Origin of the sequence: Williamsia sp. DF01-3, assembly GCF_023051145.1 — a bacterium.
In the GTDB taxonomy this organism is placed as follows: domain Bacteria; phylum Actinomycetota; class Actinomycetes; order Mycobacteriales; family Mycobacteriaceae; genus Williamsia.
Genome location: NZ_JALKFS010000005.1, coordinates 2137673 through 2157208, shown reverse-complemented (window position 1 = coordinate 2157208; position 19536 = coordinate 2137673). Strand labels below are relative to the sequence as shown.

The following is a 19536-nucleotide window of genomic DNA, read 5'->3' as shown; positions in this document are numbered from 1 at the left end:
ACACTTGTCCGCCCGCTACCCCCGAAAAGGGGTGACACATGACCAGCTCGTCCCCCGTACTCCGTCCACGCGACACCGACGCTCTACGCAGCGAGATGCGTCAGGTGGCGACGCGGTCGGAGACGCCGGTGCTGTTCGGCGGTGAGGTCCACGCGGGCACCCTGATCCTCAGCGAATTCGTCGGCACCCGAACCAACGGGCTGCGGGGTCTGGCCGTGAGTTCGTCGTCGGGGCTGGGCGGCCGTGTGGTCGACCGACTGCGGCCGGCGTCGGTCTCGGACTACCGCAACGCCTCCGCCATCACCCACCACTACGACCGGCCGGTTCTGGGCGAAGGTCTGCGGTCGGTGCTGGCCGTGCCCGTGGTGGTGGACAACCGTCCGCGCGCCGTCCTGTACGCAGCTCGGCGCGACGCCGCACCCATTGGGGGGCGCACCGCGGACGCGGTGGTCGAGGCCTGTCGACGGCTTGCGGCAGAGATCGCAATCCGCGACGAGGTGGATCGACGTGTGGCGATGATGACCGCGGTCGCCACCATCCCGCAACACATCGATCCTGTTGCCACAGAGGAACTCCGGAGCTTTCATGCCGAGTTGCGCCAGTTGGGTGCAACGCTCGACAACCGCGCGGGCACCCGGCTGCGAGACATGTCCGAACGCCTCGCCCGAATCATCAACTCTGACATGGACACCCCGGGCGATGTGGCACTCGCCCCCCGCGAGATCGACGTCCTCTCTGCGATATCGCTCGGCGGTTCCAACATCGATGTGGCCAAGCGACTCTCGCTACGCCCCGAGACGGTGAAGAGCTACCTGCGTAGTGCCATGCGCAAACTGGATGCCCACACCCGACACGAAGCGGTGGTCGCAGCGCGACGGATGAACCTACTTCCCTGAGGGTCAGCTCGGCAGCCCCGCCATCACGGGAGGACCGGACGTCATGGCGAATAGAGCGGTGTTACCTCCGGTGGTTTTGTGACCTGTCCAGACCCGTCGTCGCGGACTCGGATCACGTCACTGTCGGGCCGGTTCGGGTGACGTCGTGAGAGGGTTCGAATCCGCCGGCTCGCACCATTCGCCCATACAGATCATCGGTTTTCATCAACACGTCGTGACTGCCCACCGCGCTCACTCGCCCCTCGTCCATGACGATGATCGTGTCGGCATGTCGCACCGTCGACAAGCGATGGGCGATGGTGATCACGGCACCCGTGTGGGCGCGTCGTCTGATCGAGTCCACGATGACCGCCTCTGTGAGCGTGTCGACCTGTGATGTCGCCTCGTCGAGCAACAAGATGGGCGAGGGACGAATCATCGCGCGCGCCATCGCTATCCGTTGGCGTTGTCCGCCCGACAGGTCCGTGTCACGGATCGGCGTGTCCACACCCACCGGCAGAGCGGCAATGGTCGAGTCGAGTTTGAGCAAGGTGAGCACCTCTGCGAGTTCGTCGTCATCGGCATCGGGGTGGATGAACCTCAGGTTGTCACCCACCGTGCCCGGTACGAGCGGCGATTCCTGTTCGACGTAGGCGATCTGCTCTCGCACCTCTGCCACCGTCATCTCCGGATACCCGACGCCCCCGAGTCGCAGAACGCCGCTGTTGGGCTCGATGAAGCGGAGGATCGCCGAGAAGAGCGAGGTCTTGCCTGCACCTGACGGTCCGACGATGGCAGTGTGACCGATGGCGGGGATCTCGACCGACACCCGGTCGAGCGCGGGCAGCAGGTCGTCGCCGTACCGGAATGTCACGTCGTCGAACACGATTTCCCCGCTGCCTGCACCACCATGCTGGGGCAGTAGGACTTTCACCGCCGGAGCCGAGACCTCCGACTCCAGGCTCTCCATCTCCCGGATGCGGATTGCTGCGGCGATCCCGGACTGCAGCGCGGTGATGTTCTGCGTCAACTCCGACACGGGCCCCATCAAGGTGAAGGCGTACAACAGGAACGCGATCAATGTCGACACCTCCATCGAGCCGGCATCAACGCGCCACGCCCCCAGCGCGAGGATGACGATGATCGCGCCCTGTACACCGGTCCATCCGGCCGTCATGGCGCCGGCAGAAACACGTACCGCGGCCACCGCATGCGCGCGGGCACGAGCGGCGTTGTCGCCGATGACCGCGCCGACCCGATCCTCCGCTCCGGCCGCCTTCACTGTTCGCACCGAGCGCAGACTGCCTTCCAGGACACCGCCGAGATGCCCGAGTGCTTCCTGGGTGCGCGCTTCGGCCTTGGCAATCCGTGGCATCAGCACCGTGAACACCGCTGCGACGCAGATGATCGCGACCATGGTGACCCCGAGCAACATCAGGTCCAGCACACCCATCAGCACGATGGTCCCGACGGCGACGCAGGTCGCGTTGATGACCCCGACGACTGCGCTCGACGCCGCCTCGCGCAGCAACACCGTGTCGGAGGTGACGCGAGTGACCAACTCGCCTACCGGCCGGGCCTGGACCGACGGAACGGTTGACCCGAGCAACCGGCGCACCAGTGACGAACGAGCGTCGTAGACGATCGACTCCGCAGCGGTTCCCAGCACGATCCACTGCGCGCAGCCGAGTACCGCCCCGGCCACCAGGAAGACCACGAGCACGAGGACCGGGGTGACGATCGACGAATCGTTTCCCAGCGAATCCAGGATCCACTTGGTCACCATCGGCGTCGCGAGAACAGTGACCGAACCGCTGAGCGCCAGCACGAGCCCCAGGACGATCGATCTGAGATGAGGACGCGCGAACCCGGCGAGAACCCTGATGTTCTTCAGGTCACCGGATGCCGCCGCGGGAGGGCTGTTCTCTGCGATGGAACTGTCCATGCCCAAGTGGAACACACATGTTCCATTTTGGAAACCCATTTGTTCGTCGCGGTACGGCGACATCCCGTCGTTGATGACCGCGCGACTATGCTCACGTCATGGTCGCGACCTCAACCGCCGAGGAGTCCGGACCGCGTGAGCGTACTCGCCGGGCAATTCTCGACGCGGCTGTGGCCGCACTCGCCAAGTCCCCCACTGCGCCGCTCGCGGAAATCGCAGATCGCGCGAGAGTCGGCCGCACCACGTTGCACCGCTATTTTCCGGAACGTTCCGATCTGCTCGGTGCGGTTGCGCGATTCGCCGAGCAGTCCGTCGCGGACGCCGGCGAGCGCGCCGATCTCGCACGGGGCACGGGTCTGGAAGCGATCTTGCGATTATGCGAGGAGTACTTCGAACTCACCGATGTGCTCGCCGTCTTGTTCTTTGCTTCCGGGGTGAATGATCAGGACATCGCGTTCACGGACGGCACGGTCATAGAAGCCATCGAACGCGGACGATCCGACGGCTCGATCGATGCCGAACTCGAAGCGGAGTGGATCGTGAACATGATGTGGGCGCTGCTCTATGCCAGCGTTGATCACGTCAATCGTGCATCCGGCACCCGCATGAAGGTGCAGACGATGACACTGCGGAGCCTACGCAAAGCCATTGCCGTGACATCGGTGCCCGCGTCGTAATCTGAGCTGATGAGCCGCCCCGACAACGACGACCCGTCCACCCTGTCCTTCGACAGCCGCGCGGTGCACGCGGGCAACTCGGTGGACAAGGGCTCCGGCGCCGTACGCACGCCGATCGTGATGGCGAACTCGTACGCCCTGCCCGACGACCCGTCGAACGTCAGCTGGTCCGGAACCGACATCCCGCTGTACACCCGCAACTCGGGCGCCAATCAGATTGCGCTGCAAAAGAAGTTGGCGGCGCTCGAAGAGGCGGAAGACGCAGTTGCCCTGGCCTCGGGGGTTGCCGCACTGCACGCGGTCTTCTTCACGTATCTCAACAGCGGTGACCATGTGGTGGTCGCCGACGTCACCTACGAGGCCACGTGGAAGCTGTTCACCGAACTACTCCCGGTCAAATACGGTATCGAGGCGACCTTCGTCGACGCATCCGATCCGCAAGCGGTCGAAGAGGCCATGCGCCCGACCACTCGTCTGGTGCATGTCGAGGCCATCGCGAACCCGACCACCAAGGTCACCGACATCGCCGCGGTCGCCGCCATCGCCCACGAAGGCGGAGCGTTGCTCGTCGTCGACTCCACATTCACCCCGCCCCCGCTCTATCGGCCCCTCGCCGACGGGGCCGACCTGGTGGTGCATTCATTGACGAAGTACTACAACGGGCACGGGGACGCCATGGGCGGTGCCGTGGTGGGCGCACGCAGCCTGATCGATCCCATCAAATCTCATGCCATGGTCGATGTCGGAGGAGTGATCTCGCCGTTCAATGCGTGGTTGATCAGTCGCGGTTCGATCACGTTGCCGCTGAGGCTGTCCCGACATCTCACCTCGGCCGAGCAGGTGGCGCAGTTCCTCGACGCCGACGATCGGGTGGCCTACGTCGCCTATCCTGGACTGGCCTCACATCCCCAGCACGAGTTGGCCTCTCGCCAATTCGGCGGTCGAGGTCACGGCGCGATGATGGCGTTTGCCGTCCGTGGGGACTCCGACACCCAGAACCGGTTTGTCGCGAACCTGAGGATGATCACCTCGGCGGTCTCACTCGGACACGACGAATCACTCATCGTGCACGTCGGCACCGAAGGCGCGCGAGTCGCCAACTACCCGAACGATTTCCGCGAGTGGGGGCACCTGCGTTTCTCCATCGGGCTCGAGGATCCCGCCGACATCATCGCCGACCTGTCCGCGGCCCTGGACGATACGTTCAGCTGACGCCCGTCAGATCGCGTCACGCGGACGCATCAGCAAGGCGATCAGCCCGCCCACAGCCATCACGGCGATGACCGAGGCGAACACGACGCCTGCGGTGGTCAGCGTCCACGCCTGCGCGGCGAAGCCATCCGCGATGATCGGCACCGAGATGGCAAGGTAGGCAACAACAAAGTAGGCGGATGTGGCATCGGCCTTGCGCTCCGGCTCCACCCGGGCGGCGATGGCGGCGATCCCCTTGCTGAACAGCAGGCCTTGACTCGCCCCGGAGATCACGGCGCCGACGATCAATCCCGCCAACCACGCAGCCTCCAGACTGACGATCAACACGGCCATACCCACGGTGAGTGAGATGTATCCGGCGACAAGTGATGGGCGAACCGGTGCACTCGACAAGACGATCTGTGTGGCAGCCGAGGCCGCGAAGAGGACAAAGACCACCAGCCCCGTGATCGTGGGTGACGAAATGTCCAGGACCTTGGTCATGAAGTTGGGGGCGACCGCGGTGAACAGACCGCACACCGCAAACCCGGCTACCGCACCGACCACCGCCTGCGGGAAGATCCCGCGAACCGAGGGCGGCACACTGATCCGCTGCAGTGTCGGCCGAGCCCCTTTGCGCACCTTCACCGTCTCGGGAACGGTGAGGAGGCCGGCACCTGCGATCACGAGCAGGAGGGCATGCACAACAAAAACCGTCCGCGTCGGATACGGCGCGAACTCGGTGACCACGCCGGCGACCAGCGGGCCCAGGCCCAAGCCGCCGATGTTGGCGGCGGTGGCGATCGCCGGTGCCATCCGGCGTCGAGCCGCAGGTGCGGCCTCGATGACCGCGACGGTTGCCGTGCTGGTGAAGATGCCCGCGGAGAATCCCGAGACGAGGCGCCCGACGAACAAGATCTCGACACTGCCACCGATCAGGAACAAGACCGCGCTGACCAGTGACAGGGCCACGCCCGCGAAGAGCATCGGGCGGCGGCCGATCGTGTCCGAGAACTGTCCCACCCCGATGAGCGCGGCAATGACCCCGACCGCATACGTCGCGAAGATGACGGTGGTCATCAGGCTGCCGAAGCCGAACTCCCGCTGGTATTCGGGGTAAAGCGGGGTCGGCAACGTGGTGCCCATCATCACCACCGCGAACGCGTACACCGCCGCGGGGAAGGCGATCAGCCGTAGTCCTCGGCCCGGCACCGGCTGCCCGGTGTGGGTGTCGACTCCGGCACCAGCAGCAGTCATGGCAGAGCCCTTCGGTTGGTGAGTCTCGCGGGTACGCACGGGCACCTCAACGTCAGCAACGCTCACGATCTTCCGCGGGGGCCGGATCAGCCCGGAATGTCCGACTCAGAGTGCGGAAACGGCCATCTGGGTTCGGGTTTCACTCACCGACACCAGCTTGCCGTCGTGGATCACCACCCGATCCGCTGGGGCGTTGGCGATGACGTCGAGCACATTCGTTCCTCGGACGGCCAGGAACTCTGCACGCGCTCCCACACGCGGGCCTGCCTCGGGCAGCCCCATCACCGCCCGCGCGTCTTCGGTGACCATCGCCATGGCGACGTCCGGGTGTACGTGCGCTGCCGTGATGGCCAGCATCGCGGTCTCGAGTGCGTCGCTGCGCCCGACAGGGTTGAACGCGTCCCGCACGTTGTCGGCACCGGCCGCCACCCGGATGCCCGCTTCTCGGAGCGGTTCGATGGCGGTGATGCCCCGCGGAGTCGAGACCGGGTGACCTCGGCCCTGCAGATACAGGTTGGTGATCGGGTTGGCCACCACCCCGATGCCGCTCGAGGCAATGACCGGCAACAGTCCTGCGAGTTCTGTTCTGCTCATCGTGCCGAGCCGGGTGCAGTGTCCGGCCGTGCGGATCCGGCCCGCCGGCCATGTCGCCACGCGTTCGGCAAATGCCCCGATGGTGTGGTGGTCTCCCTCCAGGAACTCGTCTGTGTGCAGGTCCACGCCCACTCCCCTGGCCTCGGCGATCGTCAGCAGGCGGTCCAGGTCGCCCAGCGGGTCCGGCGCACTGTGCGGTGAGCCGCCCACGAGGTCGGCGCCTGCGTCGAGTGCCTGATGCACCAGTTCGTCGGTGGCGTACACCTTGCTCAGCGCTACGATCTCGATGTCCATCACCCCCTCGAGTTCCCTTCGAACCCGGTCGACGGCCCGGATACCCCGGAGGGGGTCGGGGCCGAGCAGGATGTCGACATGCGACCGGACGGCGGTGGTGCCGTTGCGCAGCAAGGCCAGGGCGGCCGTTCGCGCGCGTGTCCGGAATGACTCCTCGTCGAGACCGGCGCTGCCTTCCTTCCAGTTCGCGATCGCATCGTGCAGGTCGCCGAGTGGCGGCCGCAACACATCCCACGACAGTGCCTTGTCCAGATGCGCATGAGGCTCGGCAGGTGCGGTGAGCAGAACGTACCCACGCAGGTCGAGTACGTCGGCTCGGTCCGGAGCAACCGCGCGCTCGTCTGTGGGCCGCACAGCCGTCACGACCGCGTGACCATCGACTTTCGAGATGTCGACGTCGACCACGGATCCGTCGGCGAGCACGGCGCCGCGCAGCTGCGAGAGCGATTGCGGCAAAGAGAGATTCATTGTTCAACCTTCTGATCTGCACATGAGGCGAGCAGTGATACGGGGGCGCCTGTCACACCCGCTGGGTACGCACGAACACCCCGGCCACATGGGCGCATGCGGCGGTGCGGGCACCTTCGGCGTCTCCCGCTTCGATCGCGGCGACGATCCGTTCGTGCTCGGTCACCGCGAGACGGCGATTGAGGTCGGCGGTCCACACGTCGGAGCGGAAGAGGTGCGACTGGCCATCGAGCCGCGAAAGCGCTTCGCCCAGTGGACGATTGTTCGCCGTCTCACGGATGAGGGTATGGAACTGGAGGTCGAGGGTGGCGTCCCGCCTGGAGTCGGCCGGATCATCGAGCAATTCACGCTGCACCTCGACCATCTTTCGCAGGTGCGCCACCGTCTCATGCGTGGCGGTGAGGGTGGCGTTGTACGCCGCCAGTCCGTCCAGAACCTCCCGGACCTCGAACACGGACTTGAGCGTCTGGGCATCGAGTGAGGCCACCCGGGCACCGGCGTTGCGCGTATGGGACGCAAGACCTTCGTAGATGAGCTGCTGCACCGCCTCTCTGACCGGAGTCCGACTCACCTTCAGCCGAGCGGCCAAGGCAGGCACACTCAACGGGCTCCCCGACTCCAATTCGCCGGAGAAGATCATCTCCTGCAGCGCGTCGTGCACCGAGTCGGTGAGCAGGGCACGCTCAGATGCCGTCACCTCTGCTCCCCTCCCTACTTCTCGGCCGCGGCAACGCGCGCGGCCTCTCGAAGTTGCGTCGCAGGTGCCACACCGGTGCGCAAGCCGGCAACCTTCATGGCGATGTTCTCGGCAATCGTAATCGGAGGGTAGCCCGTCTCGCCCTCTGCCAACGTCCCGGGAAGAGCTTCGATGACCGCGTCGTGATTGCCGTCGAAGAAGAATGCCGCCGAACGACGCCGCGTGATCTGACCGTCCACCACCGGAGGGTCGACGCGATGGATGGTCGACATCCAGCGGTCGTTGGTCCAGCGCGACATCGCATCTCCCAGATTGATCACCAGGGCACCTTCGGCCGGCTGGACATCGTGCCAGTGTCCCTCGCGATCGAGTACCTGGAGACCGGGAACACGGTCGGCCCACAGAATCGTCAGGATCCCGAAATCGGTGTGGGCCCCCATCCCCGTCAGGTCACCGGTGAAATGGGTGTCCCCTTCGGGCAGGGCGTAGTTGTTCATCTTCAGCGCTTCGATCGAATGGTCGATCATGTTCTCGAAGTACCCTGGCCGAAGACCCAGCGCATCGGTGAAGGCGTGCATGAGAATGCGCGAGAGTTCCTGCGCTGCGGTGAAATACGCCTGAATGGCGGGCGCGAACCCAGGCGCCGCCTCGGGCCAGTTGTTCGGCGCGTAACTGGTCTCGGGTAGTTCGAGCGGCATGAAGTCCGCCGCTTCGGTGCCCACCGTGTATGCCTCGTAGAAGTCGTTCACCTGTCCTGCTGTCGGGATGCCCAGGCTCATGCTGAGCGACTCCGACTTGGGCGGAGAGTAGCCCCGATTGGTCGCCGGGTCCCGTCGGTACTGCTTCTTCACCGCCAGGGGCAGAGCAAAGAATTCATCGAGCGCGTCGGCGAGTCCCGCAATGGTGTCGGGACCGATACCGTGACCGACAATCTGGACGAAACCGACGTCGCGGCAGGCACAATCGAGCGCGGCGGCGACCTCTGCCCGCGCCGACGGATCCGAGCGTCGTTTGACGTCGCGGTACGGGCTGATGTCGATGGTGGGTACCTCAAACCGTGTGCCGGGCACAGAATGCTCCCTTGTCGATGATCGATTCTCTGTGGTCTCGGGATACTGATCGTTCACGAGTCACGCCCGGACTCGTGCCAGCTGCCGACTGCGAGCTTCGACACGACCCCCATGACACCGAACACCGCGACTCCGAAGACCGACGCGAGCACGATGGCTGCGATCAGGTCATCGGACTGCAGGCGGCCGCGGTAGACGTCGAGCAGTGTGCCGATTCCCGGCTGCCCCTTGGCGAAGAACATGTCCCCGATGATCGCGCCGACCACGACCAGTCCCGACGCGGTGCGCACACCGGTGAGAATGGCCGGAAGTGCGGCCCGCAGTTCGAGTTTGACCAACCGGTCCCAACGTGACGCACGAGAGAGCGCAAAGAGCTCGTGCAGTCCGCGGTCGACCGACCTTATCCCGAAGTGGGTGTTGGTGATGATCGGGAAGGCGGCGATCAGCACACAGACCAGGGTGCGCGACATCATCCCGTATCCGAACCACAAACCGATGAGCGGAACGATGGCGAGGATGGGGATCACCTGGATCACCACGGCATAGGGGTAGATGATGCGCTCGATCCACTTGGCCTGACTCATCAGCACTCCGGTGCCGACACCCACCACAACCGCCACCAGGAATCCGACCATCGCCACCTGCGCCGTCACCGCCAGCGCTTCGAGCATGGGCCGCAGGTGCGTCCAGTCCATCAGGGAGTTCCTCAGCACATCACCCGGTGGCGGTAACAGGAATCTCCGCTCCGGCGACAGCACCCAGTAGCTGACCATCGACCACAACACCAGAGCGCCGAGCAGCGACAGCAAGGGGCCGAGCACAACGGCTGTCGCCGTGCGAATCCGCCGCTTGGACAGGCGACCGGACGGCGCGCCCGGCCGTGCCGTCGCCGTATATGTCCTGCCTGGCCGGGCGAGCGTGGCATCGAGCTGGGTCATCGGTTGCTCCTGTGCAGGGTCGCCGAGATCTCGGAGACGTGGTCGGTGAAGCGGGTGTCGAATCGCAGCTCGGGGCTGCGTGGATAAGGAAAGTCGATGTCGAACTGAGCGGCTATGCGTCCCGGTCGTGCGGTCATCACCACCACCCGATTGGCGAGGTAGACCGCCTCGGACACCGAATGCGTGATGAACATGGCGGTGAATTGCCTTTCGGCGTAGAGCCTTTGGAGTTCGACCTGCATGTCCAGCCGGGTCATCTCGTCGAGTGCGCCGAACGGTTCGTCGAGCAGCATCGTGGCCGGCGACAGCGTCAGCGCCCGCGCCAACGACACACGCATCTTCATGCCACCAGAAAGTGCTTTGGGTAGTTGATCCGCGAATTGCTCCAAGCCCACCGCGGAGATCGACTCCGCGGCACGACGTTTGACGGCGGTACGATTCTCGCGACGCAACTCGGCCGACAACTCGACATTCGCCCGAACACTTCGCCACGGCAGCAACGTTGGTTCTTGGAAGATGAAGCCGACCGAATCGTCAGCCACTGCGACCGATCCCGCGGTCGGCTCCTCGAGACCGGCTGCCATCCGCAAGAGCGTGGACTTCCCGCAACCCGACGGCCCGACAACCGCCACAAAATCCCCGCGGCGCACCTCGAGGTCGACTCCCTCCACGGCAACCGTCCCGGTGTCGAACTGCTTGCCGACATCGGCGAAGACGATCTGCGTGTTCTTCGTGAGCCTGCGCGCGTCTGCGTCCCGCACTGTGTCCGCGAGTCTCATCTCGACCTCCATACGATCGGCTTGTACATGTAACAGTGAGCTGTTCATTCCTCACCATGGTGGATTACATGCATGACGATCGAGTTGCATGCAGTTACGTTCTCATGACATCGGTTCCCTTGCGGGCTGTCTAACTGGCTTTTTGAAGTGAGCTCGGATGCTGTCTACGGTTTTAACAGGCGGTAACAACGTCGCAACACACTACTGATTGCATGTAATTGTTCCGGGGCACGAGGCGACCGGGCGGCGCGAGCACATGCTCGATCGCAATCCAGGTGAGCGTCCGCGACCACCCCCAACCATCTTTCGAGGAGAAACCATGACGTTCTCGCACCGCCGGCGTTTCGGCATCACTGCCGTAGCGCTCACCACGTTGACCCTGTCCGCCTGCGCATTCGGGTCCGACGACGCGGCAGAAACGGTCTCGATCGAACCGGCGGCAGCGGAGCAAAGTCTCGCCGATGTGTGTCCGGCAAACGTCGGCGTGCAGTTGCAGTGGCAGCCACAGTCCGACATGGGCGCTCTCTTTGCCATGCTCGGCCCGGGCTACCAGGTGAACACCGACGACAAATCGGTCACCGGCCCGCTGGTGGCGGGAGGCAAGGACACCGGAGTGGACATCACACTGAAGTCCGGCGGACCGGCGATCGGGTTCCAGTCCGTCACCTCGCAGCTGTATGTGGACGACTCGGCGATGCTCGGTGTGGTGCACGGAGATCAGCTGGTGTCGGCGGCCGCCGACCAACCTGTGGTCGGCGTGACCCCACTGCTCAAATACAGCCCCGCGATTCTGATGTGGGATCCGCAGACGCATCCCGAATGGAAGTCCGTCAGCGATGTGGGCACCGGCGATGCCACCGTCGTGGTTTCCAAGGACCAGATCTTCCCGCAGTGGATGGTGGCAAAAGGTCTGTTGAAGCCGTCTCAAATCGACACCAGCTACGACGGCGCACCATCGAGGTTCGTCGGTGACCCGGCGATCGCCCAGCAGGGGTTCGCGAACTCGGAGCCGTACACGTACGAGGAGGAGACACCGGCGTGGGACAAACCGGTGTCCTACGGCCTGATCAAGGATGCCGGCTACGACATCTACGCCTCGAATGTCTCTGTGCGAGCTGACAAACTCGCCGAGTTCTCACCGTGCCTCGAGAAACTGGTGCCCATCATCCAGCAAGCGGGCGTCGACTACATCACCTCTCCCGAGGCGACGAACAAGGTCATCGTCGACGTGGTGTCGCAAGACCAGACCTACTCGCCCTACAGCGAGGGCGAAGCCGCTTTCAGTGCTGATCTCCTGCAGGAGAAGGGCCTGCTCGCGAACGAGGACAACGGCTCGTTCGGTGTTTACGACGAGGCCCGCACCAGCCGCAACGTCGCCGAACTGACACCCGTACTGGCCGCAGGGGGAAATCGTGTGCCCGCCTCGATGACCGCGCAGCAGATGTTCACCAACCAGTTCACCGACCCGGCCATCTCCATTCCCTGACCAGCAGCACTCTCGCGAACACCGCGCGTCCCCTCCCGGACCCCAAAGCCCCGGACCCAAGACCCCAAACCCTCAGACCTCAGAACGGAAAGTCTTCAGCTCATGACGTACGACATGACCGAATTGCAGCGCGAACGCCGAATGGGCGCAATCGGCACCGAGAGCACACGCGAGGTGCGGCGCATCTCGCTGGCCGACCTCAGCACCAGACGCGCCGAGATCGCCGATGAATTGTGGTCGGCAGCAACCGACATCGGGTTCTTCCAGGTGGTCGACCACGGCATCGACTTGACCGAGGTACGTCGGGCCTTCGCGATGGCAGAAGCATTCTTCGCACTGCCGGCCGAGGTCAAGGCCCGTTATCCGAAACGATTCAATTCCGGGTGGGAGAGCATGACCCAGGTTCGGCCGTCGGTGGGAACCCCGGACCAGAAGGAGTCCTACCAGGTCACCCTCTCGAACATGGACGGGCTCTGGCCGTCCGACGACGAACTCGTCGGGTTCACCGACACCATCAAGGCTTTCGAAGCCAAATGCTGGCGCCTGGCGATGGATCTGCTGTCGCTGTTCGCCGAGAAGATGGGTTTTCACCGTGACTTCTTCGCGGCGGCCCACGACCCGACGTCGGCCACCTACCAGAGCACCCTGCGTCTGCTGCACTACTTCGCGGTCCCGCAGGACGCCGAACTGACCGGGATGTGGCGAGCGGGAGCGCACACCGATTTCGACTGCCTCACACTGCTTTTCCAGCGAAACGGTCAGGGCGGACTGCAGGTGTGCCCGGGCAAGGAGATGGATTCACAGGAATGGACGTCGGTCGAACCCTCCGACGATGCGATCACCTGCAACATCGGGGACATGCTGATGCGGTGGAGCGACGACGTACTACCGTCCAACTTCCATCGGGTGCGCAGCCCGGGGGCCGGGGACGACCGTGGTGCACGGTATTCCATCGCCTTCTTCGCCCAGGCCAACAGCGAGGTGGTCATCGAGGGTCCCAACGGTAAGTACCCACCGATCAATGCAAAGGACTATCTGCACCAGCGGATCAGTGCGAACTTCGCGAAGTAGTTCCAGCGCGTGGTCGCAGCGCGCCGTCACAGCGCGGCTCCGGGTTCGGTACCCGGGGCCGCGTCCTCGACCAAAGGTCCGGCGGCGCAACGCCTGCGAACCGTCAATGGTGCGATGAACTCAGTTCGATGACCAGGACGCCACAGGCAATCAGGACGATGCCTGCACCCATCACCCAGGTCAGCGGGTCCTTGAAGACCAACCTCGCCACGACCGCGGTCAATGCGACGCCGCACGCGGCCCAGATCCCGTAGGCCACACCGACGGGCATGCCGCCGGCCAAGGTCAGCGAGAGGGCGCCGAACGCAACCAGATAGCCGACAACGGTCGGAATCAGCCAGATCATCTTGCGGAAGCCGTCCGACGCTCGCAGTGAGAGCGTGCCCGCGACCTCGAAGACGATCGCGATCATCAGGTACGTCCACGTCATTCGGGCGCCTTGGGTTCGTCCGCCGTCTCACGGCCGCTGTGCGAGCCCAATTCGACCAGGAGGACTCCACCGATCACGATCGCGATACCCACCCCGATGCCCACGGTGAACGCATCACCGAAGATGAGGGCGGCCAGCACCGCGGTGAGTGCGACCCCCACGGCCGCCCAGATCCCGTAGGCAACCCCCACCGGCATCCCGGCCCGCAGGACAAGCGCGAGGAAGGCGAACCCGCCGAGGTATCCGGTGACCACCAGAACCAGCCACCGCGCGTCGTCCACCGACGCGCGCAGGGCAAGGGTGGCACTGACCTCGCTGACGATGGCGCAGCCGAGGACAAGCCACTTGTTCGTCGCGATGTTCGAGAGGGTGGTCATCGACGACAATCATCGCGCACCGGCACGCCGGCGACCCGGTCGGCCAGATACCGCGCGATGCCGCTCGTGTCCACGTTGCCGTGCCCGGCCCCGGGGCTGTAGGTGATGGTGATCGGGCCACCGAGTTCGCAGGCCTTCCGAATGCCGGCGGTGATCCACTCGGGGGCATTGAACCGGTCGGCGCCGCCGTACAAGACGTACAGCGGGGCCGACAACCGTGTGCGCGGCAACGCCATCGACTGCAGCAACGTGCGCAGGCGTTCGGCGGCGGCAGGACTCGACGGCGCGAACTCGGAGGCCGAGATCTGCCGTAGCGCGCGCTCTCGCGCGTTCGACCGCCCGCAGCCACTGAGGTCGGTCCACCGCTCCGCGAGGCCACCCTGGCGATAGTTGTTCAGGTCGAAATCGGCATGCCTGCGCGCCAACGACTCCTCCAGCCATTGGAGGATGCCCTGTTGTTCGAGGGTCAAGGTGCCGGCAGCGGCCAGATCCACCATCGGGGTCTTGTCCGTCGACGGAACCTGTGCCACAGCTCCGACAAGGCGGAGTTCCGGCGCATAGTCCGCCGCGAGCTCGTCGGCCGCCCAGCTGGCTGCTCCACCCTGGGAGATGCCGTAGGTCGCCCATGTCGACGACATGCTGGGGAAGACGTGTCGGATGGCGCGTACGGAGTCGATCACCGTTCGGGCCGCCGCATACGGGTCGAGATAGGGGTGGGGTCCACTCGGCGTGCCGAGCCCGGAGTAGTCCGCGAAGGTGACGGCCATCCCCGCACGCAGGTAGTTGCGGACCAACCGGAGCAGGCCGTACAGGTCCGGGGTGAGTGAAGGTGCGCAGTCGACGTTGATGCCGGTGGACCCATGCCCGATCGCAAGAATCGGCCAACCGCCCTCCGGCGCCTGCCCCGGAGGCACGAACACGGTTCCCGAGACGACGATCGGTTGGTTCTCGATGTCCGTGGATCGGTACAGGATCCGCTTGCCCGACACCTGCGTCGCCTCGGCGCCACCGGACACCCAGTCCGTCACCTCGACCACGTCACCTGGACCCGGGAACGGCAGATGCGCCGGGTTGGTCCAGCTCGTCTCCTCGCCGGTCGATGTCGAGGTGGCTTCGCCACCACAGCCGGCGAGCACAAGGGCCACAACCAGTGCGGCGAGTGCAACCGTTCGCCTCGTCAGACCCACGGCAGGAACTTACCAGCGACACCCATGGGCGCAGTGCACGCCGCGGGTGGCTGCGTTCACGATCATGTTCTGAACGCGCATGTCCTCAACGCTGTGACCCGGCCGGACGCCGACTCCACGGCGGCAATCACCCGGTCCGGCCGAACGAGAACTGCGTTGAGATGGCCGCTGCGAAGCCACTCGGTGAGTTGGGGTGCGGCCGGGCCGAATTCGCCGACCGCCACTCTGCGTGCACCAACGACATCCGCGTGGTCGGCCAGCTCGTCGGTGAACCGGCCGTCGTGCACCAGCACCGGGCCGAGCCCCAGCACGTCGTCGGAGCCGGCCACCATCTCACCGTCGGGGCCAGAGCGCAGGACGAATTGGGGGAACAACGCGCCGAGTCGACCACTCCCCCGTCGGATGCGCTCCCGTGCGGGCAGGCCTCCTCTGCCGACCCGTGGATAGATCAGCCGCGGCCCGATGGTCGCGGCACCTGGCGCACCGCCGATCCCACGCAATACCGCGTCCACGGCCGCTCTGCCCGGCCCGGGCTCGACGGACATGGACCGGCCGATCGCTGTTGCCGCGACCACCGACCGCAGGACGTGCGGTGCGCGTTCGGTCTGGTAGCTGTCCAACAGTCGGTCGTCCGCGCGGCCGTCGAGTACGGCAGCGAGCTTCCAGGTGAGGTTCATCGCATCGCGTTGTCCTGCGCCGAGTCCCTGACCGATGAAGGGCGGGGTGAGATGTGCGGCATCGCCCAGGATGAACAGTGGGCCTGCGCGCCAACGCCGTGCCACCCGCGCGGCGTGCCGGTATCGCGCCGTCCGGACCACCTCGATGTCGCAGCTGCGGGGCAGCGACTTCCGTATCTCACCGAGTGCCCAGAGCGCGTCCGGCTCGCGGTCCAGATCGGCCGCTAGCCGGAACTCCCACCGGTACCGGTCAGCTCCGATTCGCATGAACGTCGATGCTCCAGACCCCGCGCAAACCTGGTGCACGCCCGGCCACATCGTCACCTCGTGGGAGGTACGGACATCGACGACCAGCCACTCCTGGGTGAACCGCAGGTCGCGCCATGTCCCTCCGATGGCTTGCGCCACCGCACTCGAAGCGCCATCGCAACCGAGGACGTAGCGTGCGTGCAGCGTGGCGCGAGCACCGGAGTCCCGTCGGACGCTCACCACCGCCCCGCCGGTTCGGGGTGTGATCGCCTCTACGACGGAACCTTCCATCACCTGGGTTCCCGGGTGTTCGGCCAGGGCGCAGCGCAGTGCCCGTTCCAGATCCGGCTGATCGAACATCGTTGTCTCACGCCAGCCGCAGTGACCCACGGCGCGATCACGTGCGAACTCCATCAACACCCGGCCCCGCGGATTCACCAAGCGCAAACCATGTGCGGCTCGCCCGCTGGGCGCGAACTCGGTTGCAGCACCGGCACTTTGCAGTATCCGGTAGACCTCGTCGTCGAGGTGGACAGCACGAGGCAACGGATGCACGCCCCGCCGTCGTTCCACCACCACACAATCAACGCCGTGTGCGGCCAGCAGGCAGGCCGCGGTCAGACCCGTCGGCCCGGCCCCGACGACCACCACCGGCACCGTTGTCATCCGGCCGACCGCGCTTGTGCCCGGGGCGGCCGGGTGAGCGCCAGGCTGATGTTGGCCGGCCCGTCGAGCTGCGCGATCTCGTCGCCCAGTTCACGAGCACGCCGGCGATACCCCGGATCGGAGAACACCGTCTCGACCGCGCGACGAATCGCCCGCGGTCGCACCGATCGGAGCCGAATCCCACACCCGGAACGGACTATTCGGGCGGCGACCTCGTTCTTGTCCTCGGTCGTCCCGGCAACCACCATCGGAACGCCGTGCCTCAAGGCGTAGTGCACCCCGCCCCAGCCGCCGTTGGTGACCAGCACGTCTGCCTTCGGCAGCATGAGATCGAACGGAACGAACTCCGTGACGATCGAATTGGCCGTTCGAACCCGCACCGAGGATTGCGGCTTGCCACCTGTCGCAGCGACCACCACGGTGTCCATGTCCGCCAGACCGGCCAGGGTCGGTTCCACCAGCTTGCTCAGGTCACCGTTGTCGAGGGTGCCCTGCGTCACCACCACGACTCGCCTCGAGCCGGTCACCTCGGGCCACCATTCCGGCGGATCATGCTTGCTGCCAACCGGATCGAGAACCGGACCGACAAAATCGAGACGGCCGGCGAGGTCTCGTCGCGGGTATTCGAACGATGGCGTGGTGAGCACAAAGATGTCGTCGGCCAGCAGTGGCCAATCCAGGATGAACGCGCCGGCACCGTGCCCGACGCATTCACGCACCGCGGTGTCGGCGAGGTGTTGCACCCGGCGCAGCACGAGGTGTTCGGCGCCCACGGTCAGCATTCGGTTGCGCATCATGCCCAGGCGCGTGGTCGACGGCGGGAACCCTGGCCCGAACGGACCCGTGTCCTGGCTGTTCACCATCAACGGCGACGTACAGACCGAACCGACTCTCGGCCGCCGGCCGGCCGCCGGAGCAGTGGGAGAACACCCAGGAACAGATTTTCGGCCAACACCACATCGACGTCGGTCTCGTCAACGAGCGCCGACAGCGCTCGGTATTGGTCGGCGATCTTTGCCGCGAACAGATGCTCGAGGTCAAAACGCGACCGCAGGACGCCAGGCATCCGGTGGCGGCCGGGAAAGACCCGGTCGAGGTCGCGGTCATCGAAGTCACACGACGCAGGAAGCGGAACGTGTGCCAGTCCCGCCTCTTCGATGCGGCGGCGAAACCGGCTGCCGGTGAGAACCACAACGGTCCAGCCGTCCAGCCGGAGTTGTCGGCCGATGGCGATCATCGGCGCCACATGGCCTGTCAGCGGCGCACTGCACAACAAGACACCGGGCACCCTGCGAACCTCGTCCTTCCAGCCCCACCGAACTCCCGATGTTGCCACAAGAGCGCCATCGTCGACGTCACCGCGACGGATCGGCAGCCCAAAGGTCGAGCGGCTGAACGACACGCCCTGAAGATCTCCTGAAAATCACGGTCGAACCGGTGCCTCACGGTTGCGGTGGCACCCGATCGGACCTACGTTTGCGTCAGTCACGACGTTCGCACGGATGCGAGAAAACGACTGCCCCAGTTCTTTTGAGACAAGATTCGGACTTCATCTCATGGCTACTGCCTTTGTCAACCAGATCAGCACCGCTGTACCCGACCTCGATGTCCACAACATCTTCGTCGACCACGCGCCCGAACTGATCGAGGAACGGCGCAAGATGCTGTTGTTCCGGCGGATGGCAGAGCGTGCCCAGATCTCTCATCGGTGGTCCGCGGTGGAGGACCCGATCACCTTCTACGGCGGAGACCCGAGCTCGGTCGACACCGAGACACGAATGGTGGAGTACGAGGACAAGGCCCCGAAACTTGCACGTAAGGCCGTCGAAGGCCTCGATCTCGGTGACGCGGCCGACGAGATCACCCATCTCGTGATCGTCACCTGTACCGGATTCTATTCCCCGGGAATCGATTACGACATCATCAAGACCTGTGGCATCAGCCCCAACGTCGACCGCACCCAGATCGGATTCATGGGCTGTTTCGCCGGTATCACCGGACTCAAGACCGCCGACAACATCGTCCGCGCCAACCCGCAGGCGAAAGTGCTGCTCGTGAGCGTCGAGCTGTGCTCGGTTCACATGCAGCAGCCCAAGAGCCTGGAATCGATGTTGTCGTTCTTGATCTTCGGGGACGGGTGTGCCGCCGCCGTCATCTCGGCCGATCGATCGGGCATCGAGCTCGACTCGTTCAAACAGGTCATGGTTCCCGATACGCGGGATCTGATCACCTGGCGCATCGGCAACGCCGGCTACGACATGGTTCTTTCCGGCAAGGTCCCCGGACAGTTGGGCCGCGCACTGAACCAGGAGAACCTCAAACTCATCCTTGCCGGGCGCACCCCCGGCGACATCGATCTCTGGGCGATCCACCCGGGGGGCCGCACCATTCTCGACGCGGTGGAGAACGCACTGGAACTCGAGCCCTCCGCCTTGGAGGTGTCGCGGTACGTGCTCGACAACTACGGCAACATGTCGTCGGCCACCGTGCTGTTCGTGCTCGCCGAGATGATGAAACGGGCAGCCGCTGGAGGCCCGACCGGGATGGGTAGTGCGATGGCATTCGGGCCAGGCCTGACTGCGGAGACGATGCTGTTCCGCCTCTGATC

At 65.1% G+C, this 19536-nt stretch carries 19 protein-coding genes; 6 read left to right on the top strand and 13 right to left on the bottom strand.

All coding sequences use genetic code 11. The annotated features are described in order from the left end of the window. Positions 1-38: 38 nt before the first annotated feature. Positions 39-896, top strand: coding sequence for a LuxR C-terminal-related transcriptional regulator (locus MVA47_RS12380; RefSeq protein ID WP_247208169.1), 858 nt, complete (start codon positions 39-41; stop codon positions 894-896). A gap of 112 nt (positions 897-1008) precedes the next feature. Here the strand turns inward: MVA47_RS12380 and MVA47_RS12375 are convergent, their stop codons facing one another. Next, on the bottom strand, positions 1009-2820 hold the full coding sequence (locus MVA47_RS12375) for an ABC transporter ATP-binding protein (protein WP_247208168.1): 1812 nt from the start codon (positions 2818-2820) through the stop codon (positions 1009-1011). Positions 2821-2918: 98 nt separating this feature from the next. Between MVA47_RS12375 and MVA47_RS12370 the strand changes: the two genes are divergently transcribed. Both MVA47_RS12370 and MVA47_RS12365 read left to right on the top strand, forming a co-directional pair. Beyond that, positions 2919-3497, top strand: a complete 579-nt coding sequence (locus MVA47_RS12370) for a TetR/AcrR family transcriptional regulator (RefSeq protein ID WP_247208167.1) — start codon at positions 2919-2921, stop codon at positions 3495-3497. 9 nt (positions 3498-3506) lie between these two features. Beyond that, a complete protein-coding gene (locus tag MVA47_RS12365; protein WP_247208166.1) occupies positions 3507-4709 on the top strand; it encodes a PLP-dependent aspartate aminotransferase family protein in 1203 nt (400 codons plus the stop codon). 6 nt (positions 4710-4715) lie between these two features. On the opposite strand, the gene MVA47_RS12360 is transcribed toward MVA47_RS12365, so the two are convergent. From MVA47_RS12360 to MVA47_RS12335, 6 genes are all read right to left on the bottom strand, one after another. Further along, entirely contained in the window at positions 4716-5945 is a 1230-nt protein-coding gene (locus MVA47_RS12360; RefSeq protein WP_247208165.1) for an MFS transporter, read from the bottom strand. A gap of 105 nt (positions 5946-6050) precedes the next feature. Continuing rightward, positions 6051-7301: an amidohydrolase family protein gene (locus tag MVA47_RS12355; RefSeq protein WP_247208164.1), complete on the bottom strand. Its 1251-nt coding sequence runs from the start codon at positions 7299-7301 to the stop codon at positions 6051-6053. A gap of 52 nt (positions 7302-7353) precedes the next feature. Continuing rightward, complete coding sequence (locus MVA47_RS12350) at positions 7354-7998, bottom strand: GntR family transcriptional regulator (protein WP_247208163.1); 645 nt, start codon at positions 7996-7998, stop codon at positions 7354-7356. A 14-nt stretch (positions 7999-8012) separates the two neighbouring features. Continuing rightward, the gene (locus tag MVA47_RS12345) at positions 8013-9068 is read right to left on the bottom strand and encodes an isopenicillin N synthase family oxygenase (RefSeq protein WP_247208162.1); all 1056 of its coding nucleotides are present in this window, start codon (positions 9066-9068) and stop codon (positions 8013-8015) included. Between the two features lie 53 nt (positions 9069-9121). Continuing rightward, on the bottom strand, positions 9122-10006 hold the full coding sequence (locus MVA47_RS12340; protein ID WP_374474184.1) for an ABC transporter permease: 885 nt from the start codon (positions 10004-10006) through the stop codon (positions 9122-9124). Then, positions 10003-10785, bottom strand: coding sequence for an ABC transporter ATP-binding protein (locus tag MVA47_RS12335; protein WP_247208161.1), 783 nt, complete (start codon positions 10783-10785; stop codon positions 10003-10005). The genes MVA47_RS12340 and MVA47_RS12335 overlap by 4 nt, the downstream gene beginning before the upstream one ends. 319 nt (positions 10786-11104) lie before the next feature. Between MVA47_RS12335 and MVA47_RS12330 the strand changes: the two genes are divergently transcribed. Both MVA47_RS12330 and MVA47_RS12325 read left to right on the top strand, forming a co-directional pair. After that, the gene (locus MVA47_RS12330; protein WP_247208160.1) at positions 11105-12271 is read left to right on the top strand and encodes a nitrate ABC transporter substrate-binding protein; all 1167 of its coding nucleotides are present in this window, start codon (positions 11105-11107) and stop codon (positions 12269-12271) included. A 102-nt stretch (positions 12272-12373) separates the two neighbouring features. Next, positions 12374-13342 (top strand): isopenicillin N synthase family oxygenase, encoded by a 969-nt coding sequence (locus MVA47_RS12325; RefSeq protein ID WP_247208159.1) that lies wholly within the window; start codon positions 12374-12376, stop codon positions 13340-13342. A gap of 103 nt (positions 13343-13445) precedes the next feature. On the opposite strand, the gene MVA47_RS12320 is transcribed toward MVA47_RS12325, so the two are convergent. From MVA47_RS12320 to MVA47_RS12295, 6 genes are all read right to left on the bottom strand, one after another. Next, the gene (locus tag MVA47_RS12320; protein ID WP_062800496.1) at positions 13446-13772 is read right to left on the bottom strand and encodes a multidrug efflux SMR transporter; all 327 of its coding nucleotides are present in this window, start codon (positions 13770-13772) and stop codon (positions 13446-13448) included. Then, positions 13769-14149 (bottom strand): multidrug efflux SMR transporter, encoded by a 381-nt coding sequence (locus MVA47_RS12315; RefSeq protein ID WP_247208158.1) that lies wholly within the window; start codon positions 14147-14149, stop codon positions 13769-13771. The genes MVA47_RS12320 and MVA47_RS12315 overlap by 4 nt, the downstream gene beginning before the upstream one ends. Continuing rightward, a complete protein-coding gene (locus tag MVA47_RS12310) occupies positions 14146-15336 on the bottom strand; it encodes a lipase family protein (RefSeq protein ID WP_247208157.1) in 1191 nt (396 codons plus the stop codon). Before MVA47_RS12310 ends, MVA47_RS12315 begins: the two co-directional genes overlap by 4 nt. Positions 15337-15398: 62 nt before the next feature. Next, positions 15399-16928: a bifunctional 3-(3-hydroxy-phenyl)propionate/3-hydroxycinnamic acid hydroxylase gene (locus MVA47_RS12305; RefSeq protein WP_247208156.1), complete on the bottom strand. Its 1530-nt coding sequence runs from the start codon at positions 16926-16928 to the stop codon at positions 15399-15401. Then, positions 16925-17791: a glycosyltransferase gene (locus MVA47_RS12300; protein ID WP_247208155.1), complete on the bottom strand. Its 867-nt coding sequence runs from the start codon at positions 17789-17791 to the stop codon at positions 16925-16927. Before MVA47_RS12300 ends, MVA47_RS12305 begins: the two co-directional genes overlap by 4 nt. Then, positions 17791-18330 (bottom strand): glycosyltransferase, encoded by a 540-nt coding sequence (locus MVA47_RS12295; protein ID WP_247208154.1) that lies wholly within the window; start codon positions 18328-18330, stop codon positions 17791-17793. Before MVA47_RS12295 ends, MVA47_RS12300 begins: the two co-directional genes overlap by 1 nt. Positions 18331-18484: 154 nt before the next feature. Here MVA47_RS12295 and MVA47_RS12290 point away from each other — a divergent pair, with 154 nt between their 5' ends. Then, a complete protein-coding gene (locus MVA47_RS12290; RefSeq protein ID WP_247208153.1) occupies positions 18485-19534 on the top strand; it encodes a type III polyketide synthase in 1050 nt (349 codons plus the stop codon). Positions 19535-19536: the final 2 nt, after the last annotated feature.

What these genes read in the sequence shown, in the direction of transcription:
- MVA47_RS12380 (WP_247208169.1), top strand. Translation starts at nt 39, where the DNA reads ATGACCAGCTCGTCCCCCGTACTCCGTCCACGCGACACCGACGCTCTA.
- MVA47_RS12375 (WP_247208168.1), bottom strand. Translation starts at nt 2,820, where the DNA reads ATGGACAGTTCCATCGCAGAGAACAGCCCTCCCGCGGCGGCATCCGGT.
- MVA47_RS12370 (WP_247208167.1), top strand. Translation starts at nt 2,919, where the DNA reads ATGGTCGCGACCTCAACCGCCGAGGAGTCCGGACCGCGTGAGCGTACT.
- MVA47_RS12365 (WP_247208166.1), top strand. Translation starts at nt 3,507, where the DNA reads ATGAGCCGCCCCGACAACGACGACCCGTCCACCCTGTCCTTCGACAGC.
- MVA47_RS12360 (WP_247208165.1), bottom strand. Translation starts at nt 5,945, where the DNA reads ATGACTGCTGCTGGTGCCGGAGTCGACACCCACACCGGGCAGCCGGTG.
- MVA47_RS12355 (WP_247208164.1), bottom strand. Translation starts at nt 7,301, where the DNA reads ATGAATCTCTCTTTGCCGCAATCGCTCTCGCAGCTGCGCGGCGCCGTG.
- MVA47_RS12340 (WP_374474184.1), bottom strand. Translation starts at nt 10,006, where the DNA reads ATGACCCAGCTCGATGCCACGCTCGCCCGGCCAGGCAGGACATATACG.
- MVA47_RS12335 (WP_247208161.1), bottom strand. Translation starts at nt 10,785, where the DNA reads ATGAGACTCGCGGACACAGTGCGGGACGCAGACGCGCGCAGGCTCACG.
- MVA47_RS12330 (WP_247208160.1), top strand. Translation starts at nt 11,105, where the DNA reads ATGACGTTCTCGCACCGCCGGCGTTTCGGCATCACTGCCGTAGCGCTC.
- MVA47_RS12325 (WP_247208159.1), top strand. Translation starts at nt 12,374, where the DNA reads ATGACGTACGACATGACCGAATTGCAGCGCGAACGCCGAATGGGCGCA.
- MVA47_RS12320 (WP_062800496.1), bottom strand. Translation starts at nt 13,772, where the DNA reads ATGACGTGGACGTACCTGATGATCGCGATCGTCTTCGAGGTCGCGGGC.
- MVA47_RS12315 (WP_247208158.1), bottom strand. Translation starts at nt 14,149, where the DNA reads ATGACCACCCTCTCGAACATCGCGACGAACAAGTGGCTTGTCCTCGGC.
- MVA47_RS12305 (WP_247208156.1), bottom strand. Translation starts at nt 16,928, where the DNA reads ATGACAACGGTGCCGGTGGTGGTCGTCGGGGCCGGGCCGACGGGTCTG.
- MVA47_RS12300 (WP_247208155.1), bottom strand. Translation starts at nt 17,791, where the DNA reads ATGGTGAACAGCCAGGACACGGGTCCGTTCGGGCCAGGGTTCCCGCCG.
- MVA47_RS12290 (WP_247208153.1), top strand. Translation starts at nt 18,485, where the DNA reads ATGGCTACTGCCTTTGTCAACCAGATCAGCACCGCTGTACCCGACCTC.